General features: G+C 71.6%; 23 protein-coding genes. 13 read left to right on the forward strand and 10 right to left on the reverse strand.

Going from position 1 to position 25,995, the window contains the following annotated elements:
- The first annotated feature begins 26 nt into the window (after nt 1-26).
- Entirely contained in the window at nt 27-503 is a 477-nt protein-coding gene (locus tag ABZ463_RS19100) for a DUF3291 domain-containing protein (protein ID WP_352013232.1), read from the forward strand.
- Here ABZ463_RS19100 and ABZ463_RS19105 read toward each other — a convergent pair.
- Complete coding sequence (locus ABZ463_RS19105) at nt 449-1,519, reverse strand: DUF3866 family protein (RefSeq protein ID WP_352013078.1); 1,071 nt, start codon at nt 1,517-1,519, stop codon at nt 449-451. The genes ABZ463_RS19100 and ABZ463_RS19105 overlap by 55 nt on opposite strands.
- A gap of 56 nt (nt 1,520-1,575) precedes the next feature.
- Between ABZ463_RS19105 and ABZ463_RS19110 the strand changes: the two genes are divergently transcribed.
- The 8 genes from ABZ463_RS19110 (at nt 1,576) to ABZ463_RS19145 (ending at nt 9,413) form a co-directional block, all read left to right on the forward strand.
- Complete coding sequence (locus ABZ463_RS19110; protein WP_352013077.1) at nt 1,576-2,535, forward strand: WYL domain-containing protein; 960 nt, start codon at nt 1,576-1,578, stop codon at nt 2,533-2,535.
- A gap of 37 nt (nt 2,536-2,572) precedes the next feature.
- Nucleotides 2,573-3,529 (forward strand): WYL domain-containing protein, encoded by a 957-nt coding sequence (locus tag ABZ463_RS19115; RefSeq protein WP_352013076.1) that lies wholly within the window; start codon nt 2,573-2,575, stop codon nt 3,527-3,529.
- A 24-nt stretch (nt 3,530-3,553) separates the two neighbouring features.
- Nucleotides 3,554-3,742 carry a hypothetical protein gene (locus tag ABZ463_RS19120; protein ID WP_352013075.1) on the forward strand — a complete coding sequence of 63 codons (189 nt, stop codon included), beginning with the start codon at nt 3,554-3,556 and terminating at the stop codon, nt 3,740-3,742.
- A 65-nt stretch (nt 3,743-3,807) separates the two neighbouring features.
- Nucleotides 3,808-4,137, forward strand: coding sequence for a Sec-independent protein translocase subunit TatA (gene tatA / locus ABZ463_RS19125; protein ID WP_352013074.1), 330 nt, complete (start codon nt 3,808-3,810; stop codon nt 4,135-4,137).
- A gap of 157 nt (nt 4,138-4,294) precedes the next feature.
- Complete coding sequence (tatC, locus tag ABZ463_RS19130; protein ID WP_362777467.1) at nt 4,295-5,089, forward strand: twin-arginine translocase subunit TatC; 795 nt, start codon at nt 4,295-4,297, stop codon at nt 5,087-5,089.
- 18 nt (nt 5,090-5,107) lie between these two features.
- Nucleotides 5,108-6,025, forward strand: coding sequence for a diacylglycerol kinase family protein (locus ABZ463_RS19135; protein ID WP_362777469.1), 918 nt, complete (start codon nt 5,108-5,110; stop codon nt 6,023-6,025).
- 335 nt (nt 6,026-6,360) lie between these two features.
- Nucleotides 6,361-9,090 (forward strand): DEAD/DEAH box helicase, encoded by a 2,730-nt coding sequence (locus tag ABZ463_RS19140; protein WP_352013071.1) that lies wholly within the window; start codon nt 6,361-6,363, stop codon nt 9,088-9,090.
- 155 nt (nt 9,091-9,245) lie between these two features.
- On the forward strand, nt 9,246-9,413 hold the full coding sequence (locus ABZ463_RS19145; RefSeq protein ID WP_352013070.1) for a hypothetical protein: 168 nt from the start codon (nt 9,246-9,248) through the stop codon (nt 9,411-9,413).
- A gap of 58 nt (nt 9,414-9,471) precedes the next feature.
- Here ABZ463_RS19145 and ABZ463_RS19150 read toward each other — a convergent pair whose 3' ends face one another.
- From ABZ463_RS19150 to ABZ463_RS19160, 3 genes are read right to left on the reverse strand one after another with little or no spacing between them, the layout of a single operon-like run.
- The gene (locus ABZ463_RS19150; RefSeq protein ID WP_362777472.1) at nt 9,472-10,899 is read right to left on the reverse strand and encodes an RNB domain-containing ribonuclease; all 1,428 of its coding nucleotides are present in this window, start codon (nt 10,897-10,899) and stop codon (nt 9,472-9,474) included.
- 51 nt (nt 10,900-10,950) lie between these two features.
- Nucleotides 10,951-11,874: a 5'-3' exonuclease gene (locus tag ABZ463_RS19155; protein WP_362777475.1), complete on the reverse strand. Its 924-nt coding sequence runs from the start codon at nt 11,872-11,874 to the stop codon at nt 10,951-10,953.
- A gap of 22 nt (nt 11,875-11,896) precedes the next feature.
- Complete coding sequence (locus tag ABZ463_RS19160) at nt 11,897-13,117, reverse strand: SpoIIE family protein phosphatase (RefSeq protein ID WP_352013067.1); 1,221 nt, start codon at nt 13,115-13,117, stop codon at nt 11,897-11,899.
- Nucleotides 13,118-13,354: 237 nt separating this feature from the next.
- On the opposite strand from ABZ463_RS19160, the gene ABZ463_RS19165 reads away from it, so the two are divergent.
- Entirely contained in the window at nt 13,355-14,479 is a 1,125-nt protein-coding gene (locus ABZ463_RS19165; protein WP_352013066.1) for an aminopeptidase P family protein, read from the forward strand.
- Between the two features lie 73 nt (nt 14,480-14,552).
- On the forward strand, nt 14,553-15,701 hold the full coding sequence (locus ABZ463_RS19170) for an acyl-CoA dehydrogenase family protein (protein WP_352013065.1): 1,149 nt from the start codon (nt 14,553-14,555) through the stop codon (nt 15,699-15,701).
- A gap of 18 nt (nt 15,702-15,719) precedes the next feature.
- Here the strand turns inward: ABZ463_RS19170 and ABZ463_RS19175 are convergent, their stop codons facing one another.
- The 3 genes from ABZ463_RS19175 to ABZ463_RS19185 all read right to left on the reverse strand — a co-directional run bounded on the left by ABZ463_RS19175 (nt 15,720) and on the right by ABZ463_RS19185 (nt 19,093).
- The gene (locus ABZ463_RS19175; protein ID WP_352013064.1) at nt 15,720-16,394 is read right to left on the reverse strand and encodes a hypothetical protein; all 675 of its coding nucleotides are present in this window, start codon (nt 16,392-16,394) and stop codon (nt 15,720-15,722) included.
- Between the two features lie 259 nt (nt 16,395-16,653).
- Nucleotides 16,654-18,066, reverse strand: coding sequence for an NAD(P)/FAD-dependent oxidoreductase (locus ABZ463_RS19180; RefSeq protein WP_362777481.1), 1,413 nt, complete (start codon nt 18,064-18,066; stop codon nt 16,654-16,656).
- 64 nt (nt 18,067-18,130) lie between these two features.
- On the reverse strand, nt 18,131-19,093 hold the full coding sequence (locus tag ABZ463_RS19185) for a pirin family protein (protein ID WP_352013062.1): 963 nt from the start codon (nt 19,091-19,093) through the stop codon (nt 18,131-18,133).
- 110 nt (nt 19,094-19,203) lie between these two features.
- On the opposite strand from ABZ463_RS19185, the gene ABZ463_RS19190 reads away from it, so the two are divergent.
- Nucleotides 19,204-19,704, forward strand: a complete 501-nt coding sequence (locus ABZ463_RS19190; protein WP_352013061.1) for an Lrp/AsnC family transcriptional regulator — start codon at nt 19,204-19,206, stop codon at nt 19,702-19,704.
- Between the two features lie 38 nt (nt 19,705-19,742).
- On the opposite strand, the gene ABZ463_RS19195 is transcribed toward ABZ463_RS19190, so the two are convergent.
- The 3 genes from ABZ463_RS19195 to ABZ463_RS19205 form a co-directional block, all read right to left on the reverse strand.
- A complete protein-coding gene (locus ABZ463_RS19195; protein WP_352013060.1) occupies nt 19,743-20,714 on the reverse strand; it encodes a BadF/BadG/BcrA/BcrD ATPase family protein in 972 nt (323 codons plus the stop codon).
- The gene (locus tag ABZ463_RS19200; protein ID WP_352013059.1) at nt 20,711-21,973 is read right to left on the reverse strand and encodes a 6-phospho-beta-glucosidase; all 1,263 of its coding nucleotides are present in this window, start codon (nt 21,971-21,973) and stop codon (nt 20,711-20,713) included. Before ABZ463_RS19200 ends, ABZ463_RS19195 begins: the two co-directional genes overlap by 4 nt.
- Before the next feature lie 216 nt (nt 21,974-22,189).
- Nucleotides 22,190-23,383 (reverse strand): ROK family transcriptional regulator, encoded by a 1,194-nt coding sequence (locus tag ABZ463_RS19205; RefSeq protein ID WP_352013058.1) that lies wholly within the window; start codon nt 23,381-23,383, stop codon nt 22,190-22,192.
- Between the two features lie 349 nt (nt 23,384-23,732).
- Here ABZ463_RS19205 and ABZ463_RS19210 point away from each other — a divergent pair, with 349 nt between their 5' ends.
- A complete protein-coding gene (locus ABZ463_RS19210; protein WP_362777486.1) occupies nt 23,733-25,910 on the forward strand; it encodes an ATP-binding domain-containing protein in 2,178 nt (725 codons plus the stop codon).
- Nucleotides 25,911-25,995 lie beyond the last annotated feature (85 nt).

A 25,995-nucleotide genomic window follows, 5' to 3' on the forward strand; every position in this document is an offset into this window, starting at 1 on the left:
GGGCGGTGGATGGTTTGCTGACGAGCATGCATCTCGCCCAGCTCAACGTCGGTCATCTGCGCGCGCCCCTCGAATCCCCCGAGATCGCCGACTTCGTCGCGGCCCTCGACCCCGTCAACCGTCTCGCAGAGGAGGCCCCCGGCTATGTGTGGCGGCTCAAGGGAGGAGACGGGCCTCAGGACGTCGTCCATCACGACTACGGTGACCACCTGCTGATCAACTTCTCCGTGTGGGAGGACAGGGACAGCCTGTGGGACTTCGTCTACCGCAGCGCCCACCTGGGCTTCCTGCAACGACGCAGAGAGTGGTTCCAGCGCGTCGCGGAGCCGTACTCGGTGATGTGGTGGATTCCGCGCGGGCACGTGCCCACGCTGGAGGAGGGCATGGAACGCCTCGACCTGCTCAAGGCGCAGGGCCCCACTCCGGAGGCCTTCACCTTCAAGCAGTTCTACGAGAGCAGCGAGGCCGCGTGGCGTCCCGCCGCCGCCGAGGTCAGGAAGTAGGCCAGGTCCTCGTCAAGCCCGCGGCCCATCGTCGACAGCCTGACCGGGCAGTCCGCGAGGGCCTCGTAAAGTCCCTCGACCGAGACCCCGACCAGCTCGTGCCGTACGGCCAGCGGCGCACACTGCTCGGCGACCCGGCTGCCGAAGTCGCCGGGCAACTCGGGCACCACCACCTGGGCGGGGGCGAGGGCGACCCTGCCGTAGGCGGTCAGTGAGTGGTGGGATACCCCGATGTGGCGCTTACGCAGGTCGCCCTCGCTGACCCGCAGCGCCGCGACCGGCCTGCCGTCCAGCACGGAGGCCGCGTTGACCGCCTCGCCCGCCGAGACGCCGGAGAAGCCCCAGCGGGTGCCGGTGCCCAGGTTGCCGGGCCCCTGGGTGACGACCGCCACGTCGGCGCCCATGACGTGACGGGCCGCGAGCAGGCCCGTGTGCAGCGTCACGGCCTCCACGTCGCCGCCGAACGCCTGGCCGACCGTGACCACCCCGTCGAGCCAGCCGATCTCTCTGAGCCTGGCGCAGGACATGGAGAACCAGGCGGGCAGCGCGCCGCCGTCGAGCATCACGTAGGCGACCCGGGCCCCGCCGGGGCGGGAACCGTAGAGGCCGCAGAGGATCGCGGGCAGCGCCGAGTGCAGGTCGGCGACCACGACCGGCATGCCGTCCAGCGAGTCGGCCTCGCGGAGCGCCTCGTGGAAGGGCGAGTCCTGCTCGTCCGCGCCGAGCACGGTGGCCTGCAAGGGGGTGTAGCGTGCCTTCACCAGGTGGCCGGGACCCTGTGGATCTTTCGGCAATCTGTTCGGGAGAGCCACCACCATGGCGTAACCTCCCGTACCGAGACCCATCGCGAGCGCGGTCGTGTTGAGGAGGACCGTGTCGCCCGGCTCAGGACGCCCGACCAGGGCGGGATAGGCCAGCGCGCGGACGACCCCCTCCTCGGTGGAGACCTCGATCTCCATCGCCCCCGACCACTCTCGCCGGACACGCGCGACCTCGCCCCTGCGCCATCTGATCACCGGGGAAGAGTAGCGCCACCTGGACGTAGAGTCATGTGAACAGGGAAGGAGGCCGGATGTCGCGCCGGAAGACCGAGCGGTTGCTGAACCTTGTGATCTGCCTGCTGGCCACGAGGCGGCCGCTCAGCGCCGAGCACATCCGCCAGGCGGTGCCGGGCTACGACGCCGCCAACGACGAGGCCTTCCAGCGGATGTTCGAGCGGGACAAGAACGAGCTGCGGGAGATCGGCATCCCGATCGAGGTCCAGAAGGACCCCTGGGAGGAGGACCCCGGCTACCGGATCGTCAGGGAGTCCTACGAACTGCCCGAGATCACCCTCGAACCCGACGAGGCCGCCGTGGTCGGTCTGGCCGCCCAGGTGTGGCAGCGCGCGAGCCTGGCCGAGGCCGCCAGCGGCGCGCTGCTGAAGCTGCGCGCGGGAGGAGTGGAGACCGACGAGGCGGACGGGATGCTCGGCGGGGCGCTCGAACTGCGCGTCGACACACGGGACCCGGCCTTCCCCGCGCTGTGGGAGGCCGTGCGCGACCGGCGCGCGGTCCGCTTCCCCTATCGGGCCGCGGCCAGCGAGAGCGTGCTGACCAGGACGGTCGAGCCGTGGGGAGTGGTCAGCCGCCGTGGCCGCTGGTACGTCGTCGGCCACGACCGCGACCGTGACGCGGCACGGGTGTTCCGGCTCAGCCGGATCAACGGCCCCGTCGTACCGGTCGGCCGCCCCGGCGCCGTCGTGGTCCCCGAGGGCGTCGACATCACCTCGATGGTCGGCTACCGCGACGAGATGACGGTCAGGGAGCGCACCGCCCTCATCCGGGTCCGCGAGGGCACCTGCCAGGGGCTGCGCCAGGTGGCCAAGGCCGTACGGCAGGGCACCGGCGGGTGGGACGAGCTGGACGTCGAGTTCACCGACACCGAGCGGCTCGCCGGGTGGGTGGCGGGCTTCGCCGCGGACGCCGAGGTGACCGGTCCGCCGGACGCCAGGGAGGCCGTGATCCGCCGCCTGAAGGGAGCCCTGGCGTGACGGGCGAGGACACACGAACGAGCAGGGGGAGCGCAGTATGAGCACGGCCGACCGGTTGCCCAGGCTGCTGGCGCTGGTGCCGTACCTGATGTCCCACCCCGGGGCGCAGGTGCCGGAGGTCGCCAAGGTCTTCGGACTGAGCGAGAAACAGCTCATCGACGACCTGCAACTGGTGTGGATGTGCGGGTTGCCCGGCCACACCCCGGGAGACCTGATCGACGTCTCCTGGGACGGCGGTGAGATCCTCATCGACAACGCCGAGACCATCGCCCGCCCGCTGCGGCTGGGCATCGACGAGGCGAGCGCGCTGCTGGTGGCCCTGCGGATGCTCGCCGAGCTGCCGGAGTTCGGCGACCGTGACGCGCTGGCGCGGGTCATCGCCAAGTTCGAGCAGGCCGCGGGAGAGGGAGCGGCGGCGGTCAGCAGCCAGGTCGCCGTCGAGGTCGGCGCGACCCCGGACGCCCTGCCGACCGTCAACGAGGCGTTGCGCCGCGGCCGGCGGCTGTCGCTGCGCTACCACGTGCCCGGCCGTGACGAGATCACCCCGCGCGAGGTCGACCCGATGCGCCTGGTCGTGGTGGACGGCCGTTCCTACCTGTCGGGCTGGTGCTACCGGGCCGAGGCGGTCCGGCTGTTCCGTCTCGACCGGATGCTCACCGTCGAGATCCTCGAAACGGCCGCCGACCCGCCCGCGGACGCGGTGCCCGACGAGGTGACACCCGGGGTGTTCCGTCCTTCGCCGACCGACGAGCTGGTCGAGCTCGAACTGACCCCCGCGGGCCGCTGGGTCGCCGAGTACTACGCGTGCGAGGAGGTCACCGAGCTGGGCGAGGGGCGCCTGAAGGTGGCGCTGCGGGCTCGCGACCAGGGCTGGCTGGTACGGCTCGCACTGCGTCTCGGCGACACGGGCCGGGTGCTCTCACCCGCCTCACTGGCCGAGAGCGTCAGGCGGGCGGCGACCTCGGCGCTGAATCGTTACGAGTCGGTCTCCTGACGTGCGCCGTTATGATCGGCTGTCATGAGCTGGATCTTCGCCGCGGTCGGTCTCGCCTTCGCAGGCCTGCTGGTGCTGGGTTTTCTCGGGGTTCGCGTGCTGCTGGCCACCAGGGAGCTGGGCAGGGAGGTCGACAGGATTCGCCGGACGATCACCCCCGCACACAGCGCCTTGAACGAGCAGGTCCGGACAATCCCATCCCGGAAGGGATGAGTCTGTGCCCGGGGGAGCGTACGATCGGGCAGGAGAGTGCGTGTCGTTCGGCCTAAGGATGTGTCATGCCTAACCTGGGACCCACCGAGCTGATCATCATCGGCGTGATCCTGATCCTGCTGTTCGGTGCGAAGAAACTGCCGGACGCGGCTCGCGGCCTGGGCCGGTCGCTGCGGATCTTCAAGTCGGAGACGGCCAAGCTTCGCGACGACGACGAGACGGACACCCACACGGCCACTCATACGGCCACCGTCGTCCAGGCGCAGCAGCCCGCCCCGGCTCCCCAGCCGCTCCCCACGGCTCCCACCGCCCAGACGGCCGAGGAGCAGGCGCGTGCCCTTGAGGAGCAGGCCGCGAAGCTGCGCGCCCAGGCCGGTGCGGCCAAGCCGCAGTAGGGGCCGTACCGCAGAGGCCGCAGCCAGGTCTGTGGCCGGCTCCCCACCACCTCACTCGTCAGACCGGGATTCGTGAATGGCGCTGCTGAAATGGCCCAAGCCGGGCTCGAACAGACCGGGATCGCCCACGGAATCCTCCGAGGGGCGCATGCCGCTCATGGAACACCTCCGTGAGCTGCGCAACCGCATCCTGATCTCCCTGCTCGCGCTGGTCGTCGGCATCGTTGTCGGCTTCCTGTTCTTCCAGCCGATCTGGACTTTCATCACCGAGCCCTACTGCAGCCTTCCCGCGTCGCAGACCCTGCGAGCCGGAGAGTGCACCTTCGCCATCCGCGGTGTCTTCGAGGCCTTCTTCGTCAACCTGAAGGTCGCGGTGATGTTCGCGATGGTCGTCTCCTCACCGGTCTGGCTGTATCAGATCTGGGCCTTCGTCACCCCTGGCCTGTACCGCAACGAGAAGCGCTACTCGCTGTCGTTCCTCGGCCTTGCGATCCCGCTGTTCCTGGCGGGTGCCGGTCTGGCCTACCTCATCATGGACACCGGTCTGGCGATCCTGCTCAGCTTCGCGCCCAACAACGCGATCCCGCTGCTGGAGATGGACGACTACCTCACCTACGCGCTGGTGATGCTGGTCATCTTCGGTGTCTCCTTCGAGCTGCCGTTGCTCATGGTCTTCCTCAACGTGATCGGCGTTCTGCCACGCGCCACCGTGGCCAAGCACCGGCGCACGGTGATCTTCATCATGTTCGTCTTCGCCGCCCTCGCGACCCCGAGCACCGACCCGTTCTCGATGGTCGCCCTGGCGATCCCGATGGTCGTGCTGTTCGCCCTCGCCGAGGGCTTCATGTACCTCAGGGAGAAGAGAGCTCCCAAGGGCGAGGACTTCTCCAACCTGTCCGACGACGAGGCCTCCCCGCTCGACCTGGAGACGGATACCGATCCGCCGAAATAGGCGGTAGATTCCGGCCCCATGCCCGGAGAGATCGCCGTCCTCGTCAACCCCGCCGCCCGGGGCGGGCGCTCACGCGGGATGCTCGGCCCGGTGCTGCACCGGCTGCGCCGAGGCGACAGGAAGGTCTCCGTGCTCGTCGGTGAATCCGCCGCCGACGCCCTGGCCAGAGCCCGTACGGTCGTGGCCGCCGGCGCGAGCGCGCTGGTGGCCTTCGGCGGTGACGGGCTGGTGCACCTGGCCGTGCAGGCGGTCGCGGAGACCGGAGTCCCACTGGGGATCATCCCCGCGGGCACAGGAAACGACATCGCCACCGCCCTCGGCGTCCCGCGGGGCGGACTTCTGGAGGCGGCCGACGCCGTACTCCGGGGTGGCAGCCGTACGGTGGACGCCGTGCGGACCGGGAGCGGCGAGTGGTTCGCAGGGGTGCTCGCCTGCGGCTTCGACTCCCGCGTCAACGAGCGGGCCAACCGGATCAGCGGGCCACCGGGCATGGCCAGATACCTGCTCGCACTGGCCGCGGAACTGGGCTCCTACCGGCCGATCCCGTTCCGGATGATCCTGGACGGCCCCTCGGGGACCGAGACGATCGAACGGCGGGCCATGCTGGTCGCCGTCGGCAACACCTCCTCCTACGGCGCCGGGATGCGCGTGTGCCCCGGCGCAGTCCCCGACGACGGCCTGCTGGACGTGACGATCATCGACGCGGTGCCCGTCGGGCGTTTCCTGCGCGCCTTTCCCCGGGTCTACCGGGGCTCCCACATCACCCACCCCTTCGTCACGACCAGGCGCGTGCGCGGGATCACTCTGGAGGCACCGGACGTGGTCGCCTACGCCGACGGCGAGCGCCTGGGCCCGCTCCCTCTCAGCTGTGAGGTCGTCCCAGGGGCTCTGTCTCTTTGCTCCGCCTTCGGCGTCGCGGGGGCCTGGGCGCCCTGAGTCGGTGCTTTCCCTCGTCACTGCGTCGCTGTGCTCCTGCGTTCCTCAGTCCAAGCACCGACGCGCCCAAGCCGAAACCCCTCACACACGGCACCGGTAAAGCAGCAAGACCAAACTCTTCACTTCTGGCGCCAGGGCGTCGGAGTGGAAACCTTTCGGGCACGGCGCCGAAGCGCCCGAACCGGAAATCCCTCACACACTGGACCAGGGAAGTGCAAACCGAACTCTTCGCGCATGGTGTCGGGATCCTCCTCAACCCGGGTGGAGGGGGAGGCGGGCGATCTTCTGGGGTTCGTGGGGCGGACCGGAATCCTGATATCGGTAGGCTTGGAGACATGACGACCCCAGCGGAACGTTACGCTGCCTTCCGTCAGAGCCAGGCCGACAGCGGACCGGCGCTGACCTCGTTCCGCGGTCTTTACAGCTTCCAGCTGGACGACTTCCAGCTGGACGCCTGCCGGGCTCTTGAGGCGGGTGACGGGGTGCTCGTGGCGGCCCCCACCGGCTCGGGCAAGACCGTGGTGGGGGAGTTCGCGGTGCACCTGGCCCTGGAGGAGGGCCGTAAGTGCTTCTACACGACCCCCATCAAGGCGCTCTCCAACCAGAAGTACAACGACCTGGTCAAACGCTACGGCGCCGCCAAGGTCGGCCTGCTCACCGGTGACAACAGCGTCAACGGCGAGGCCCCGATCGTCGTCATGACGACCGAGGTGCTGCGCAACATGCTCTACGCCGGGTCGGGGACCCTCGCGGGGCTCGGCTTCGTCGTCATGGACGAGGTCCACTACCTGGCCGACCGGTTCCGCGGCGCGGTCTGGGAAGAGGTGATCATCCACCTTCCCGAGTCGGTACGGCTGGTCGCCCTGTCGGCCACGGTCAGTAACGCCGAGGAGTTCGGTGAGTGGCTGGGGGAGGTCCGCGGCGACACCAGCGTCATCGTCGACGAGCACCGGCCCGTCCCGCTCTGGCAGCACATGCTCGTCGGTCACCGCCTGTACGACCTCTTCGTCGGTGAGGAGGACGGCCTCAGGCCGCTGGTCAACCCCAACCTGCTGCGCCTGGCCAGAGACGAGGAGCGACAGGCGTACGGCAGAGGCCGCAGGGGCTACTCCCGCCCGCGCAGGGGCGGCCCGCCGGACCGTTCCCAGGCCATCGAGCGTCTCGACGCCGCGGGCCTGCTGCCCGCGATCACCTTCATCTTCTCCAGGGCCGGTTGCGACGCGGCCGTCATGCAGTGCCTGTACGCCGGGATCCGGCTCACCACGGACGCCGAGCGTCACGAGATCCGGCAGATCGTCGACGAGCGCACCGCCCACCTTCCGGACGAGGACCTCGCGGTGCTCGGCTACCTGGAGTGGCGCGACGCCCTGGAACGCGGCCTGGCGGCCCACCACGCGGGCATGCTTCCGGCCTTCAAGGAGGTCGTCGAGGAACTGTTCACCCGCAACCTGGTCAAGGCCGTGTTCGCCACGGAGACCCTCGCCCTGGGCATCAACATGCCCGCCCGCTCCGTGGTGATCGAGAAGCTCGACAAGTGGAACGGCGAGACCCACGCCGACCTCACCCCGGGTGAGTACACCCAGCTCACCGGAAGGGCGGGGCGGCGCGGCATCGACGTCGAGGGACACGCGGTCGTCCACTGGCAGCCGGGCATGGACCCGTTGCAGGTCGCGGGCCTGGCCAGCACCCGCACCTACCCCCTGCGTTCCAGCTTCCGCCCCTCCTACAACATGGCGGTCAACCTGGTCGGCCAGGTGGGCAGGGAACGTGCCAGGTCGCTCCTTGAGTCCTCCTTCGCGCAGTTCCAGGCCGACCGGGCGGTCGTCGGCATCGCCAAGCAGCTGCGCCGTCATGAGGAGGCGCTGCGGGGCTACCGCGACTCGATGACCTGTCATCTGGGCGACTTCGAGGAGTACGCCGGGATGCGCAGGGCGCTGTCCGACCGGGAGGCCGAGCTGGCGCGTCAGCGTGGCGCGGCCCGCAGGGGCCAAGCGTTGCGCTCCCTTGAGGCGCTCAGGCCGGGAGACATCATCCGTGTGCCCGGCGGGCGCAGGGCCGGGGTCGCGGTCGTCCTGGACCCCGGGCTCAACTCCCGCGGTGAGGGGCCGGCCCCGCTGGTGCTGACCGCGGGCAAGCAGGTCAAGAAGCTCTCACCCGCCGACTTCCCCGTCCCCGTCGAGCCGGTCGAGCATCTGCGCATCCCGAAGAACTTCAACGCCCGGTCGCCGAGGGAGCGGGCCGACCTGGTCTCCTCCATGCACGCCAAGCTCGGTGACCGTGACCTCGGCAAGCCTCCCAGGGCGCGTGACCACGCCGCGGAGGACGAGGAGATCCTGCGCCTGCGCAGGGACCTCAGGCAGCATCCCTGCCACGGCTGTGACGAGCGGGAGGACCACGCCCGCTGGGCGGAGCGCTACTACAAGCTGCTCAGGGAGACCGAGGGCCTGCGCCGCAGGGTCGAGGGCCGCTCCCACGTCATCGCCCGCACCTTCGACAAGGTGTGCGGGGTGCTCGACCAGCTGGGGTACCTCGACGGTGAGAACGTCACCGCGGAGGGTCGCAGGCTGGCCCAGCTCTACACCGAGCTGGACCTGCTCACCGCCGAGTGCCTGCGCGCCGGGCTCTGGGAGGGCCTGGACCCGGCGGAGCTGGCGGCCACCGTCTCCTCGCTGGTCTTCGAGTCCCGACAGGCGGACGAGGCGCGTCAACCGAGGATTCCCGCGGGAGGGGTGCAGAAGGCGCTGGGCGACATGATGCGTCTGTGGGGCGACCTGGAGGCCGTCGAGAGCGACCACGGCCTGTCGTTCATCAGGGAGCCCGACTTCGGGTTCGCCTGGGCGGCCTTCCGCTGGGCCAGGGGGCACAACCTGGACGCGGTGCTCGGCGACGGGGTCAACGGCGCCGAGCTGGCCGCGGGAGACTTCGTGCGCTGGATCAAGCAGCTGCTCGACCTGCTCGGCCAGATCGCCGACGCGGCCCCGTCCGGCAGCAAGGTGAGGCAGAACGCGGGCAAGGCGATGGACGCGCTCAGACGCGGCGTCGTGGCCTACTCGTCCCTGAGCTGAGCGGATCCGAGGGAGGGCACGGGCCGACTGACCGTCCGGTCAATACCGCGTGACGGCGGGTGGGCGGAACGTCACCTTCAGGGCTGTTTTCCGGGATATCGCCTAGGAAATTCCCAAAGCGGAACCATGTTGGACCCCCGCCCAGGGAGGTAGGAATGCTCGCCCTCGTCGCCGCGCTGCTGTTCGTTCTCGCGCTGATCTTCCAGATCGCCGGTGTGGCCGTCGGTTCCGTCGTGACCGTCACCACGCTCGTCCTCGCCGGACTGGCCCTCGTCGCCCTGCACCTGCTGGGCGTCGGCGCCGGCTGGACGCTCAAGAGGTAAGAGGCCCAGCAGGAGACCGGAGGCGGGCGGCCCGGCGGAGAACGCGGGAAGCCCGCCGTCAGGTCAGGCTGAAACGGACCTCCCGGGTCGCCGGGTCGGCGCGCGTCAGCCGTACCCGGACGGCCTCGCCGAGCGGGAGCCGTTCCCCGTCGCAGCGGGCCACCACGGCGGGGTCGGTGACCTGAACCAGCCCCCCGGACCGGCCCTCGTCCACGTCGATCACCACCGCGTCGAACGTCTGGCCGACCCGCTCACGCAGCACGAACGCCTCGACCAGGTCGACGCACGCCCTCTCGGCCGCGCCCGCGCGCCGTCCCGTCACCCGCATGACGCCGGGCAGCTCGCCCATGACCCGCTGGACCTCCTCGGGCACCGGCTCGCCCGCCGCGACCGACAGGCAGACCTCGGTGGCGTAGCGGTCGATGAGCCTGCGCAGCGGAGCGGTCACGTGCGCGTACGGCGCGGCGACCGCCGCATGGCCCGCCTGGGCCGGCGGCGCGCCGTTGAAGGCCACGTATCCGGCCCCGCGCAGCAGGACCGTCGACTCCTCAAGAAAGGCGGCCTGCCCGGGGATCTTCGGGTCGAGGCCGTGGACGACCTCCCCGTAGCCAGCCCCGTCCGGCCACGGCACGCCCAGCGCGGCGGCGACCCGGCGAACCTGGGCGATCTTCTCGGCGGGGGCGGGCGGCAACACCCTCAGCAGGCCGATCTCGGCGTCAAGCATCATCGAGGCCGCGGCCATGCCGGTCAGCAACGAGATCTGCGCGTTCCAGGCCTCGGCCTCCATCGGGGCGCGCAGCTCGACCCGGTAGCCGTCCCCGTCCGGGACGACCTCCTGCTCCGGGGTCGGCAGCGTGACGCCGCCCCTGTCCCGTTCGAGTGCCAGCCTGAGCCTGCCGATCTCGGCCAGCAGCCGCAGCGTGCCGTCCGCGGTCCCGGTGTCGACCGCGGTCTGCACGTAGTCGTAGTCGAGGCGTTCCCGGCTGCGCACCAGCGCCCTGGTCACATCGGCGCCGACGACCCTGCCCTCGGCGTCCAGGTCGACGCACCACAGCGCGGCGGGCCTGGTCGCGCCGGGCAGCAGGCTGGCGGCGCCCTCGGAGAGTACGGCGGGATGCAACGGCACCCGGGCGTCCGGCATGTAGACGGTCTCGCCCCGGGTACGGGCCTCGGCGTCGATCGCCCCGCCGGGCCGTACGAAGGCGGCGACGTCGGCGACGGCGTACCAGACGCGGTAGCCGCCGCGACGCTCCTCCAGGTGCATGGCCTGGTCCAGATCCATGGCCCCCGGCGGATCGACCGTGACCAGGGGAAGGTCGGTGCGGTCGAGCGTGGGCAGCGTGGGTGTCCTGGTGATCTGCTCCGCCTCGGCGCGCACGGCCGGAGGGAACTCCCCGGGCAGCCTCAACTCACGCCTGATCCGCTCGAATCCGTCGCTCAGCCGCGGATGGGGGTCTTCGGGCACCCGGATGCTTTTGTGGGGCACGGGGGCCAACCTACCGCTCTCCGCGGCGCCCGAGCTCGGCCAGGGCGGGGCTCAGGGCCGCCAGGTCCAGGACAACGCATCGGCGAGGCGGCCGAGAGGACCGCCGAGCCCATGACGCCCGGCCAGGTCGGTGAGCGCCCGCGGGTCGCGCGGCTGCGCGGGCAGGGTCAGGCCGACGTCGGGCACGGGCACGTCGTGGGTGACCCGGACCACCTCGGGTGCCACCCGCAGGTAGTCACGGGCGGCCTCCAGCCTGTTCCGCTGCGCCCCGGCGAGGTCGCCGTCCCCGTCGAGGGCCTTGAGCAGCGCGTCGAGCGAGCCGAACCGGGTGATCAGGGCGGCGGCGGTCTTCTCGCCGACCCCGGGCACCCCGGGCAGGCCGTCACTGGGGTCGCCGCGCAGGACGGCGAAGTCGGCGTAGGAACGGCCCGGCACGCCGTATTTGGCGGTGACCGCGGCCTCGTCGACGAGCTGGAGGTTCTTGACGCCCCTGGCGGTGTAGAGGACCCGGATCGGCACGCCGTCGTCGACGAGCTGGAACAGGTCCCGGTCACCGGTGACGATGTCGACTCCGCCGCCGGTCTCGCCCCGGGGACGCAGCGCGAGCGTGCCCATCACGTCGTCGGCCTCGTAGCCCGGCACGCCGAGGCGGGCGATGCCCGCGGCGTCGAGGACCTGCTCGATCACCGGGACCTGCGGGACGAGTGTGTCGGGGGTCTCCTCGCCGCCTCCGGGGGCGAGGCGGTGCGTCTTGTAGGACGGGATCGCCGCGACCCGGAAGGCGGGACGCCAGTCGGCGTCCATGCACGCGACGAGCTCGCCGGGGGAGTGCTGCCTGACCAGCATGGCGATCATGTCGATGAGGCCGCGCACGGCGTTGACGGGCGTCCCGTCGGGGGCGGTCACCGACTCCGGGATCCCGTAGAAGGCGCGGTAGTACAGCGAAGGGGTGTCGAGAAGCATCAGCCCGGGCATGGCGACCATTTAACCAAGTCGTTCACCCGGGCAGGACGATCATCAGAACACAGGTGTCGTCCTCGGGGTTGGGGCCGCCGACCGCCTGGATCAGCCGGTCCAGGGCGGCCTCCCCGTCCTGCCGCCGCAGGGCGGAGGCGGCCCTGAGGGTCAGGGCGAACCCCTCGTCGATGTCGCGGTCGCGCCGCTCGACGAGCCCGTCGGTGAACAGCAGCAGCGCGTCACCGTCGCGCAGCCGTACGGCCGAGCGTTCGTACCGTTCGGACAGGGTCGCGCCGAGCAGCACCCCCGAGGGCGGCTCAAGCTGGACGGCGGTCCCGTCGCGGACCAGGATCGGCGCCGGGTGCCCCGCCTGGCTCCAGGTGAACACGCGGCTCAGCGGGTCGAGGTGGCCGACGACCGCGGTCGCGGTGGTCTCCTCGAAGCGGTGCATCACCAGGTGGTTGAGCCAGGTCAGCAGCCGGTCGGGAGGCTCGCCCGTCATCGCGAGGCCGCCCAGCGCGTGCCTGAGCCTGCTCATCTGGGTGACCGCGGGCAGGCCGTGGCCGGACACGTCGCCGATGGTCAGCAGCACCCGTCCGTCGGGCATGGTCGTGGCGTCGTACCAGTCGCCGCCGAGGCCGTCCTTCTGCCCGGCGGGGACGTAGCGGACCTCCATCCGGGCACCGGGGAGGTCGACGGACGCTCCGAGGCGCGGCATGATCGCCTCGCGCAGGGCCGTGCTCACGCCCTGCTGCTGGGCGGCCCGCTCACGGACCTCCAGCAGTTGCCTGCGCGACTCGGAGGCGATCTGCTCGGCTCTGCGGCGGCCGGTGACGTCCTGGATCACTCCGTGCACGGAGGCGTGTCCTCCGCTCACGACGGGGTCCAGGGCCGCGCGGAGGTTGCGGACCTCCCCGCGGCGGCGGATGCGGAACTCGGCCTGCCCGGGCTTGGCCAGATCGACCACCGACCTGAGCAGCCCGTCGACGAGGGCCCGGTCCTGCGGCTCGACGTGGCCGACCAGGTCACGCAGGCCGATGGGGCCCTCGACGGGATCGCGGCCGAAGATGGCGTAGGCGTGGTCGGACCAGGTGGACTCGCCGCTGTGCAGGTGCCACTCGGCCCAGCCCAGATCGCCCAGCCGTTCGGCATGGGCCAGCCGCGTGCTGAGAAGTTGTCTTTCGACGGCCATGTGCTCGTCCAGCTCTCCGCGCAACGGCTGCACCATCTCTGCCGCGGTCAGCGGGGCGGAACCGGTCACGTGGTCGTTTCGTGGGTGGAGGGGTGGCTGGTGGCCGCCCACTACGCCGACCATTTAGCTCGCTCTCGAATGTGGGGACCTAGGGACATCCTATCCACAAAATGTGATCGTCCTTCAACGGATTGTAGTGGCACTGTCACCCGAACGACGTCCTTTCCCCGGACTTTCCCCGGTCGCGACGATCAAGGGTGTGGCCACAGGTGTGGTGCCGATCTGTTCACGATTACATTGGTCGGTGTGACAAAGGAGTCCTCTGACCTGTATCCCGTGACCCGTCTCGCCGCAGCGCAGGAGGCCACGGCCGCCGCCGGCCTCGGCGCGCTGCTGCTCACCCCGGGCCCCGACCTGCGCTACGTGACCGGCTACGAGGCGTTGCCGCTCGAACGGCTCACCTGCCTGGCGTTGCCCGCCGAGGGCCCCGCCTTCCTGGTGGTGCCCCGTCTGGAGCTGCCCGCCGCGGAGCAGTCCCCGGCGGCGCGGCTGGGTGTCGAGTTCGTGCCCTGGGACGAGACCGACGACCCCTACGCGCTCGTCGCCGCGCGGCTGGGCGGCGCGGGGAAGGTCGGCAGGGTCGGGCTGGCCGACCGGATGTGGGCCATGCAGTCGCTGCGTTTCCGCGACGCGTTGCCCGGCACGGAGCAGGTGCTCGCCGGATCGGTGCTGCGCGGCCTGCGCATGCGCAAGAGCGAGGCCGAGGCGGCCGCGCTCCGCGAGGCGGGGGCCGCGATCGACGCCGTGCACGCGCAGGTGCCGGACTTCCTGCGGGCGGGCCGTACCGAGCGGGAGGTCGGACGGGACATCGCGGATGCGATCATCGCGGCGGGGCACTCGACCGTCGACTTCGTCATCGTCGCCTCCGGCCACAACGGGGCCAGCCCGCACCACGACCTCTCCGACCGGATCATCCAGGAGGGCGAGCCCGTGGTCGTCGACATCGGCGGCCAGATGCCCAGCGGCTACTGCTCCGACTCGACCAGGGTCTACTGCGTCGGGGAGCCGCCCAAGGAGTTCACGCGATACTACGAGGTGCTCCAGCGGGCCCAGGAGGCCGCCTGCGCGGCCGTCAGGCCCGGGGCCTCGTGCGAGTCGGTCGACGCGGCGGCGCGCGAGGTGATCGCCGAGGAGGGCTACGGAGACTACTTCATCCACCGCACCGGGCACGGCATCGGCCTGGAGACCCACGAGGAGCCCTACATCGTCGCCGGCAACACCGAGCCGCTCGAACCGGGGCACGCCTTCTCCGTCGAGCCGGGCATCTACCTGCCGGGTGAGCACGGCGCCCGCATCGAGGACATCCTCATCTGCACCGAGGAGGGCGGCGAGCGGCTCAACCACCGCCCTCGGGAGCTCGTCATAGTGTGACAGGTGTAACAATCGGGTGGCCGGCGATCCCGGCCGCCCTTTTTGCTTAGCCCCTGACCTGGAGTAAGCGGATATGACCGTTGAGCGTACGCTGCCAACCGCCGAGGCCCACGACCTGCTGGATCTCGTCCGCGACCTGATCGCCAAGGAGGTCGCGCCCAGGGCGTCGGCCGACGAGTCCGCCAAGCGCTTCCCCCGCGAGGTCTTCACCGTCCTGGGCAGGTCCGGCCTGCTCGGCCTCCCCTATCCCGAGGAGCACGGCGGCGGCGCGCAGCCGTACGAGGTGTACCTCCAGGTCATCGAGGAGCTGGCCGCGGGCTGGCTGGCGGTCGGGCTGGGGTTGTCCGTGCACACCCTGGCCAGCTTCCCGGTCGCCGCGTACGGCTCCGCCGCCCAGCGCGCCGAACTGCTGCCGGAGCTGCTCGGGGGCGAGCTGCTCGGCGCCTACTGCCTGTCGGAGCCCCAGTCCGGCTCCGACGCCGCGGCCCTGAGTACCCGCGCGGTGCGTGACGCCGACGGCTATCTCGTCGACGGGGTCAAGGCCTGGATCACCCACGGCGGGCAGGCCGACTTCTACACCCTGATGGCCAGGACCTCCGACGACGGCAGCCGTGGCATCTCCTGCTTCCACGTCCCCGCGGGCACCGAGGGGGTGTCGTTCGGAGCGCCCGAGCGCAAGATGGGCCTGCGCTCCTCGCCGACGGCCCAGGTCCGCTTCGACGGCGTACGGCTCGCCGGGGACGCCCTGGTCGGCCAGGAGGGGGAGGGTTTCCGGGTGGCCCTCGCCGCCCTGGACGGGGGCAGGCTCGGCATCGCGGCCTGCGCGGTCGGCCTGGCCCAGGCGGCGCTCGACGCGGCGATCGCGTACGCGGGGGAGCGCAGGCAGTTCGGCTCGCGCGTCATCGACTTCCAGGGGATCGGGTTCATGCTCGCCGACATGGCCACCCAGGTCGCCGCGGCGCGGGCGCTCTACCTGGACGCCGCCAGGCTGCGCGACGCGGGCCGCCCGTACGGCACCCAGGCGGCGATGGCCAAGCTGTTCGCCACCGACGTGTGCATGAAGGTCACCACCGACGCCGTCCAGGTCTTCGGCGGCTACGGCTACGTCGAGGACTTCCCGGTGGAGCGTTACATGCGGGAGGCGAAGGTGCTGCAGATCGTCGAGGGCACCAACCAGATCCAGCGGCTGGTCATCGGCAGGGCCCTGGCCAAGAAGGCCTGAGCGGCGCCGGGGGCCTCGTCACAGCATGGACAGTCCGACCAGGACGGCTGCGCAGCCGACGGTGATCATCAGGGTGCGCAGCCGTGACGGGGCGGTCGGGCGGAGCAGGAGGGGAAGGCACACTCCGAGGAGCACCAGGGCCACCAGCGGCCACGGACCGGCCGGTGCCGGGCCGCCGTGCGGAACCAGGGCGGCCTGCTGCATCTCCCGCCCCTCGGTGCACACCAGGGCGGTGAACGCCCCGACCGCCACGTCGCCGCTCAGACCGTTCCTGCGGCTGAGATAGCCCGCGACGCCGAAGCCGACCATCGTGACGCTCAGGGCGATCTGCCAGCTCTCGTTGGCCTGGGCGAGCAGGGTCTCGTCGTGGTTGAGGGCGTGGGCGACCACGTGGCCCGCGGTCAGGCCGGCGGTGGCCAGCAGCCCGTTGAGCGCGGCCCACCAGGCGTTGGTCGAACCGCGGGTCATGACGAGCACCAGTAGCCCGTAGACGTACGGGTCGTAGGCCATGGTGACCGACGGGGGAAGCACCTCGGCGAGTGACTCGCCGGCCACGGCCAGCACCATGCCCAGCGCGAGTCCGGCGAGCATTCGTTTGATGATCAGGCGTTCACGTCTGTCCAGCGCCTGGAAGTCGACCTGCCAGGGAGTTTCGTGCTGGTTGCTGTGCATGCCCTTCTCCATGGCTGCCATTTCGCCCCCCTTGCACGCCCTGGTCCGCTCCATGTACCTGCCGAAACCGTATCCTTTCCATTGGTTCCCGCCTGTTTCTAAAATATGACAAACCAGTCAAAAAACCATTTTTTTCGCTGGCCAAAACATGAACCTCGGCAGGTGGAGAGGTTATGGGACAAAAGCCGCGATCCCCGGTGGGCGCGCGGAAGGAGCACCGGGGAGGGGACCGGGAAGATCTTCCATGACCGTCCCCCGCCCCCTCGCCCGGGCGTGTCCCTCAGAGGCCGTACTCCTCAAGCAGCCGCAACCACACCTCGCTGACCGTGGGGAAGGCCGGTACGGCGTGCCAGAGCCGTTCGAGCGGCACCTCGGCGGTGACGGCGACCGTCGCCGCGTGCAGCAGCTCGGCCACCCCGGGACCGGCGAAGGTCACCCCGAGCAGGACCCGCCGCCGCTCGTCGACGACCGCCTTTGCCCTGCCCCGATAGCCGTCCCCCAGCAGGTAGGCACCGGAGACCGAGCCGAGGTCGTACTCGACCGCGCGCACGTCGAAGCCCTCGGCCCTGGCCGCGGCCTCGGTACGGCCGACCGCGCAGACCTGGGGGTCGGTGAAGACCACCTGCGGCGCGCCGTACCCGTCGGCGACGGCGCGCAGCGCGGGCAGGTCGTCGCGCTCCCCCCTGGCCCTGGCCACGATCACGTCGCCGCACACCCGCGCCTGGTACTTGCCCATGTGGGTGAGCAGGGCGCGGCCGTTGACGTCGCCGACGGCGTACAGCCAGCCGTCCCCGACGCCGACGGCGCGCATGCTGTCGTCGACCTCGACCGGGCCGCGCTCGGGCAGCCCGACGGAGGCCAGGCCCACGTCCCCCGTCGCGGGCGAGCGTCCGGTGGCGACCAGCAACTCGTCGGCCTCCACGGGCGGCCCGGAGGCCAGGTGGACGGTCACCGGGCCGCCGGGCGCCGGCCGTTCGACCCGGGTCACCTCGGCCCGGGTGCGCACCTCGATCCCCCTGGCCGCCATCGACTCCGCGACCAGCTCCCCGGCGAACGGCTCGACCCTGCCGAGCAGCGAACCGCCGCGCACCAGGAGCGTCACCTCCCGCGCGCCGAGCCCGTGCAGGGCCTGCGCCATCTCACAGGCGACCACGCCTCCGCCGAGCACGGCCAGCCGCCCGGGGACCTCCCGCACCGAGGTGGCCTCGCGGCTCGTCCACGGAGAGGCCCCGGCCAGCCCGGCGACCGGCGGGAAGGCCGGGCGGCTCCCGGTGGCCAGCGCGACCGCGTGCCGGGCGCGCAACGTCCGGACGGAACCGTCGGGCCCGGTCACCTCGACCACTTTGGGGCCGGCCAGCCGTCCCCGGCCCCGCACGAACTCGGCGGGCAGGCCCTCGACCCAGCCGACCTGGCCGCCGTCGTCCAGGTGCGAGACCGCCTCGTCACGCCGGGCGAGCACGGCGGCCGTGTCGATCGGCGTCGTCCCGAGACCCGGGACCCGCCCGACCTCGGCGGCCAGCTCGACCGGGCGCAGCAGGGCCTTGCTGGGGATGCACGCCCAGTAGGAGCACTCACCGCCGGCCAGCTCCTCCTCGACCACCGCGACGCTCAGCCCGCCCCGGGCCACACGTCCCGCGACGTTCTCCCCGGCGGGCCCGGCGCCCACAACGACCACGTCGAACTCATCGGCCACGACTGCCTCCCAGGACTTCGGAAACTCCACGTCCAGCTTGTCAGAGGCGCCGCCCGTGCCGGCGTCAGCGGTGCCGGCCCCGTGGTCTCAACGGGGTCCCGGGCAGGTCAGGCGCGGGCAGCCGGGTCCCCGGCGCGCCGGGGACGACGCCGAACGCCTCGCCCGTCATCCACTCCTGCCTGAACCGGACGATCTCGTCGTGGTCGCGGCCGACGAAGTTCCACCACATCACGATCCGCTCCTCGAACGGCTCGCCGCCGAGCAGCATGAGGCGCGCGGGCGCCCCGGCGCTCAGGGTGAGCTCCGAGCGGCCCGTGCCCAGGTAGAGCAGCGGCCCCGGCGCCAGGTCCGTTCCGCAGGCGCGCACCGCGCCGGACAGGATCAGCACGGCGTGCTCGAAGTCCGGTCTGAGCGGGACCGTGACCCGTGCGCCCTCCTCCAGGGTGATCTCGGCGCCGGTCAGCGGGCTGTGGACGCGGGCCGGGGAGACGACGCCGCCCAGCTCGCCCATCAGGACCTTCGCCGTGAAGCCGGGCCCGGTGAGCTCCGGCAGCACCGGATGGTGCTCGAAGGAGGGTTCCGTCCCCCGGTGCGCGGCGGGGAGCGCGACCCACAGCTGCACGCCGTGCAGGTCACGCCCGGCGGGGGACTCCTCGGAGTGCGAGATGCCGCGGCCCGCCGTCATGAGGTTGAGACTGCCGGGCCGGATCACCTGCTCACTGCCCAGGCAGTCGCGGTGCAGCACCTCGCCCTCGACGAGCCAGCTGACCGTCTGCAGGCCGGTGTGCGGGTGCGCGGGCACCCGCATGGCCGTCCGTTCGGGGCCGTAGTGGTCGAGGAAGCACCACGCCCCGACCATGCGCACGTCGCGGCCGGGCAGGGTCCGGGTCACCCTCATGCCCCGTGGGCCGCCCAGCACCACCTCACGGCCGGTGAGAAGCTCACCGGCCGGGCCCGCCGCGGCGCCGGCGCGGCCGGTCGGGCCGCCGCACTCCGTCTCCCGGGGCTCGCGTTCCAGGTTGCTCATGCCGAGAATGTACGGCCGCCGCCGACCGGCCGGCACACGTGGGGCGGTTGGGACCATGCCGTGACCATGCGGCTGCGCGCGCCGTCCCACGGCCCGTTACCGTTGTCCGGATGGAGGAGATCGACCGTCGGATCGTGACGTTACTGGCCAGAGACGGCCGGATGAGTTTCACCGACCTCGCGAGGGAGACCGGGCTTTCGGTCTCCGCGGTGCACCAGCGGGTGCGCAGGCTGGAGAAACGCGGGGTCGTCAGGGGATACGCGGCGCTCGTGGACTACGACGCGATCGGGCTGCCGCTCACCGCGTTCGTCTCCATCAAGCCCATCGACCCGGCCGCCGCCGACGACGCCCCGGAACGGCTGGCCCACCTGGGCGCCATCGAGGCCTGTCACAGCGTGGCCGGGGACGAGAGCTACATCCTCAAGGTCAGGGTCGCCTCGCCGCTGGCGCTGGAGGAACTGCTCAACCAGATCCGCACCTCGGCCAACGTCTCGACCAGGACGACGGTCGTGCTCAGCACGCCGTACGAACACCGGGCGCCCGAGCTGATCGGCGGGCAGGCGGGTAAGACCGACGACAAACCCGACGAGAAGGCCGTGGAACAGGCCTGAGTGCCCCGTACGGCCGTCGCGGGCCGTACGGGGCTTCCTTACACCGCCGCGTGGAAGTGGGCGCGCAGCGCGGCCTTGGCCTCCTCGGTCGCGCCGAAGGCGTCCAGGCCGAGCAGGGCGGCGCCCATGATCGGCGGAGCGTCCGCCACGATCAGCTTGGCCTGGGGGGCCCGCTCGGCGAAGCGCTCCTCGATCAGGCCGTTCAGCAGCGGGTCGCGGGCGGTCAGCACGCCACCGCCGAGGACGACCTCCATCGGGGTCTCCAGCAGGCCGAGACGGCGCAGCGCGACCACCGCGAGCACGGTGACCTCCTCGGCCATCCGCGTCACCAGGGACCGGGCGATCTCGTCCCCCGAGGACGCCACGGTCATCAGCACCGGCACCAGTTCGTGCAGCCTGTCGATCGGGGTGCGGCCGAAGTGGATGTCGAGGCAGGCCTCCTCGACCGTGCGGGTGCCGAAGTGCTCGCGCACGGCCTCCCGCAGCGCGGTCTCCGGGCCCCTGCCGTCCTCGGCGCGGATGGCGGACCACAGTGCCTCCTCGCCCAGGCCGAAGCCGCCGCCCCAGTCGCCGGTGAGCTTGCCCAGGGCCGGATACCTCGCCACCTCGCCGGTCGGGGAGACCGCCGCGGCGTTGACGCCCGCCCCGCAGACCACGGCGACCCCGGCGGGCCCCGAGGCTCCGGCGCGCAGCAGCGCGAAGGTGTCGTTGCCGACGACCACGTCCTCGCCGTATCCCCTGGCGAGGATCTCCGCACGCAGGATCTCCTCCTCCGCGGGCAGGTCGGCGCCCGCCACGTAGGCGGCCACATGGCCGGCGAACGGGGGAGCGGCGTCCGGGCCGAGCATCGCCCTCACGGCCTCGGCGATCGCGTCGACGGCGGTGCCGACCCCCGAGATCTGCGGCTGGAAGGGGCCGCCACGGCCGGTGCCGAGGACGGAGCCGTCCTCGGCGACCAGCGCGACGTCGGTCTTGCTGTTGCCGCCGTCGACCGCCAGTACGGTCCTCACTCCGTCGCCCAGGGCAGGTGGGCGCGGTTGGCCTCGATGAGGCGCCGGGCGAGGTCGTCGGACAGTGAGGCCTGGCCGATCAGCGGGTGGGCGAGCAGCGCGTCGGAGACCCGCCGGAGGCCGCCGTGCAGCGCGGCGTCGAGGGCCAGGGTCTCGTAGGCCGTGACGTGCGCGATGAGCCCCGCGTAGAGCGGCTCGACCGGGGCCACGGGCAGCGCGCGCGCCCCGGCCGCGGTGATCGTGGCCGGGACCTCGATGACCGCCTCGTCGGGCAGGAAGGGCAGGGTGCCGTCGTTGCGCAGGTTGACCACCTGGGCGTCGCCCCGGTCGCCGAGCAGCGAGGCGATCAGCGCGACCGCCGCCTCCGAGTAGAACGCGCCGCCCCGCTTCTCCAGCAGTTCGGGCTTGGTGTTCACCGACGGGTCGGCGTACATCTCCAGGAGGCTGGCCTCCATCGCCGCGACCTCCGCGGCCCGTGAGGGCTTGCTGCGCTGCTCGGCCACCACGGCGTCGTGCTCGTAGTAGTAACGCAGGTAGTAGGAGGGAACCACGCCGAGGTGGCGCATCAGGGACAGCGGAAGGCCGATCGCCTCGGCGACCTCCTCGCCGAGGGGCTCCCGCAGCGTCCGCGGCAGCACGTCGACGCCGTCGAGGCTGACCGAGCGCACCCAGGTCAGGTGGTTCAGGCCGAAGTGGCCGAGGGAGATCCGTTCGGGGGCGACCCCGAGCCCCGCCGCGAAGCGGCGCTGCAGGCCGATGGCCACGTTGCACAGGCCGATGGCCCGGTGCCCGGCCTCGAGCAGCGCCCTGGTGACGATGCCGACCGGGTTGGTGAAGTCGACGATCCAGGCGTCGGGCGCGTGCGTGCGGATCTTCTCGGCGATGTCCAGCACCACGGGGACGGTGCGCAGGGCCTTGGCCAGGCCGCCCGCGCCGGTGGTCTCCTGGCCGACGCATCCGCATTCGAGGGGCAGCGTCTCGTCCACGTTGCGCGCGGCCTGGCCGCCGATCCGCAGCTGGAGCAGTACGGCGTCGGCTCCGGAGACGCCCTCCTCGACCGAGGCGGTCGCCACGACCCTGGCCGGGTGGCCGGCGTGCTCCAGCATGCGGCGGGCCATCCCCGAGACCAGCCCGAGCCGGGTGGGGTCGGGATCGACCAGCGCGATCTCGGTTATCGGCAGCTCGTCCCGCAGCCGGGCGAATCCGTCGATCAGCTCCGGTGTGTACGTCGAGCCGCCCCCGACTACGGCGAGCTTCATCTGTCTACTCCTGTCAACGTCACGCCCTGGACGGGAACTCTCCGGGCGTAGGGGAAAACGGTGATCACCGGTGCCGTGCCCGAGGACGGGCCGTCACCGTGCGGTTGGGCCGCGGCGGCCGGAAGGGGACTCACCCCGGCGGTGCCGGGACGCGGGCGGGGGGACGTCGGCGCACGACGGCTGCTCCTTGCTGGTGGGGGAGGGGGTGAAGGCGGCTCAGGTCGGCACGGTCGAGCTGAAGACCTCCTCGCGGGTGGCGGCGAGGGCGAGGTCGAGCGCGCCCGTGAGGACGGGGTTGCCCTCGACGGCCGACAGCAGCAGCGGGGGACGGGGGATGGTCAGCGTGTGCAGCTCGCGTTCGACGAGTCCCCGCAGGGTCTCGCCGCCGGCCATGAAGGTCCCGCCGGTCAGCACGATCAGCTCGGGGTCGACGACGGAGGTGATCGAGGCCAGGCCGACCGCCAGCCGGGAGGCGACCTCGCGCAGCCCGGCGCGGGCGTCGCCCGCCCGTGCCCCGCCGCCCTCGGCGGCCAGTACGGCGTTGCTCACGGCCAGTCTGAAGGTCGCGCCCGGCACGCCGTACGATCTGAGGATCCTGAGCACGGCGGGGCCGCCGGTGAGGGCCTGGTAGCCGTGGTTGGCGTAGCGGCCGCTCTCGCGGGCGGTGGGCGCCCCGGGCGCGGGCATGTAGCCGACCTCGCCCGCGCCGCCGGTCGCGCCCCGGTGCAGTCTGCCGCCGAGCACCAGCGCGGAGCCGAGGCCCTCGTCGGCCCACAGCAGCACGAAGTCCCGGTGCCCGCGCGCGGCGCCGTGCGCCTGCTCCGCCTGGGCGACGAGGTTGACGTTGTTCTCGACCGATACCGGGACGCCGAGTCCTTCGCCGAGGGTCTCGACGAGGCGGGGGATGTGCCAGCCGGGCAGGTCCCTGCTGGTGGCGTAGCCGATCCTGCCGGTGCCCGGGTCGAGCGCGCCCTGCACGCCGATGACGACGCGCCTCAGGTCCACGGGGGCGCCCGCGCCGTCGAGCGCGGCCCGGACCCGTCCGACCAGGTCGTCGGAGGGGTCGGGGGTCACCAGGCGGTGCATGCCGATCACGGTCCCGGTGATGTCGGCGACCCTGGCGTCGATGTGGGTGTGGGTGACGTCGAGCGCGGCGACGTGCGCGGCCTCGGGGTTGAGGCGGTAGACCTCCGCGGTGCGGCCGGGCAGTCCCTCACGGATGCCGTTGAGCACGACCAGCCCCGCCTCTTGCAACCGGGCGAGCAACTGGGATGCTGTGGGCTTGGACAGGCCTGTGAGGGCGCCGATCTCCGGGCGGGTCAGCGGCCCGCGCTCCAGAAGCGCCTGCAGGGCCGCCCGATCGTTGATCGCCCGCAGCAGGCTGGGAGTGCCCGGGGTGGGCTGGGTCACAGGTCCTCCGTGTCCGGGCATGTTCGTACGGTCACCCGCAGGGCGGAGTTAGGAAAGTTTCCTAACCTTAAATAAACTTAAGGAACCCTGCTCAGCCGCGTCAAGCGTCGTGAGGACGCCGCAATGAACCTGTGATGGCCGGAGAATGGCCGGGTGTCTCAACGGACCTGCTAAAGTGGTGGTTTGTCACAACAACTAGCACAATGGCCCGGAGTATCCCATTAGTATCAACCATAATGGAGCGAAGGCAACCCGTCAAATCGAGCTCGATCGGGAGCAGGAGTACGTCTCCGGGCTCTACGAGCGGCTCGACCTGCTGCGCGAACGCACCCAGCGTCAGCTTGACGACGTGCTGGCCCAGGGCGGGGGCGGCGGTACGCACCAGAACCGCTCCGAGCGCGACAGTTTCGCCGGGATGTACGCCCAGCGGCTGGGCCGGCTGTGGGCGGTGGAGAACGGCCTGTGCTTCGGGCGGCTCGACGGCGCCGACCAGACCACCCTCTACGTCGGCCGCATCGGCCTGGCCGACGACGACCAGCGGCGGCTGCTGATCGACTGGCGGGCCCCGGTCGCCAGGCCGTTCTACGCCGCGACCCCGGCGTCCTCGATGGGCGTGGTCCGCCGAAGGCACCTGCAGACCAAGGCCCGCACGGTGATCGGGATCGACGACGACCTGCTCGACCTGGACAACCTCGCAGAGGAGGACGTCAGCACCCTCAACGGTGAGGCCGCGCTGCTGGCCTCCATCGACGCCAGGCGGACCGGGCGGATGCGCGACATCGTGGCCACGATCCAGACCGAGCAGGACCGGATCATCCGCTCCGGCCTCGACGGCGTGCTGGTCGTGCAGGGCGGGCCGGGCACCGGCAAGACCGTGGTCGCCCTGCACCGGGCCGCCTACCTGCTCTACACCCATCGGGAAAGACTCGCCCGCAGGGGAGTGCTCATCCTCGGGCCCAACCTGACCTTCCTGCGCTACATCGAGCAGGTGCTGCCCTCCCTCGGCGAGACCGACGTGCTGCTTTCCACCGTCGCCGAGCTCTACCCCGGGATCACCGCCACGGTCAGGGAACGCCCCGAGGTCGCCGCGATCAAGGGCGACGAGCGGATGGCCCAGGTCGTGGCCAGGGCCGTACGGGAGCGGCAGCGGGTGCCGCGCAAACCGGTCGAGATCCGCCTCGACCGCTACACCCTCACCCTCGACGCCCGCCTGCTCGACGCCGCGCGCAACCGGGCGGCCCGGTCGAGGAGGGCGCACAACGAGGCCCGCGCCGTGTTCGTCCGCCACCTGCTCAACGCCCTCGCCAGGCAGGCCGCCCGGCTGATCGGCAAGGGCGCGATCGACGACGACGAGCTGGCCGACCTGCGGGAGGAACTGCGCACCGAACAGCCCGTCAAGGCCGCGCTGAACAGGCTGTGGCCCTACACCACCCCGCAGCAGCTCCTCATCGGGCTGTTCACCTCCAGGGAGCGGCTCGACTACGCCGCCGCCGAACTGGGCGAGGCCGAGCGCGGGCTGCTGCTGCGCGAACCGCCCCGCAAGGGGGAGAGCTGGTGGGCCCCCTCCGACGTGCCGCTGCTCGACGAGGCCGCCGAACTGCTCGGCGACATCGACCCTGCGGTGCTGCGGGCCGGGGCGTGGATGGCGGAGGAGGAACAGGCCGCCGCGCGTGTCGCGGCCGAGGAGGAACAGCGCCACCGGCTCGACTACGCCAGGGAGGTGCTCGAACTGACCGGCCTCTCCGAGATCATGGACGCGGAGCGGTTCGCCGCCAGGCACATGGACGACGAGATATACCTCACAACCGCCGAGCGCGCCGCGGGCGACCGCACCTGGGCCTTCGGGCACGTCATCGTGGACGAGGCGCAGGAGCTCTCGCCGATGGACTGGCGGATGGTGATGCGGCGCTGCCCGAGCCGTTCGATGACGATCGTCGGCGACCTCGCGCAGACCGGCTCCTCGGCGGGCGTGCGCTCCTGGGGCAGGATGCTGGACCCGTACGTGGCCGGGCGCTGGCGGCAGGAGGAGCTCACCGTCAACTACCGCACCCCGAGCGAGCTGATGGCCGTGGCGGCCGACGTGCTCAGCCTGGTCGGTCCCGGCCTGAGCGCGCCGACCTCGGTCAGGGAGACCGGGACGAGCCCGTGGGCCGCCTCCCCGGCGGACCGCCTGTCCGAGCTGGTCAGGAGGGAGGCCGTCGAGGGCGGGCGGACGGTCGTGATCGTGCCGGAGTCGTCGGCGGAGGAGACCGGCGCGGCGCTCGCCGGGTCCGTCGAGGGCGCCGTCCGGGGACGCGGCAGCGCCGCGCTGGACGCCCCGGTCTCCGTGATGACCGTCGCCGAGGCCAAGGGTCTGGAGTTCGATGTGGTCATCGTGGTCGAACCGGAGCTGATCCTGAGCGAGTCGCCGCGCGGCCCGAGTGACCTTTACGTCGCGATGACCAGGGCGACCCAGCGTCTTGGCGTCGTGCACACCGGGCCGCTGCCCGAAGCGCTCGCTCGACTTGAGCGACATCGGATCACATGAGAGCATTGACGGCTCTCGTCGATCATGCCCCAGCTGCGGAAACTTGGTGTTTCCGCTGTTGGTGACACGGTTGACATCTGCGCTG

The sequence above is a fragment of the Streptosporangium sp. NPDC020145 genome, assembly GCF_040631275.1.
Classification (GTDB): Bacteria; Actinomycetota; Actinomycetes; order Streptosporangiales; family Streptosporangiaceae; genus Streptosporangium.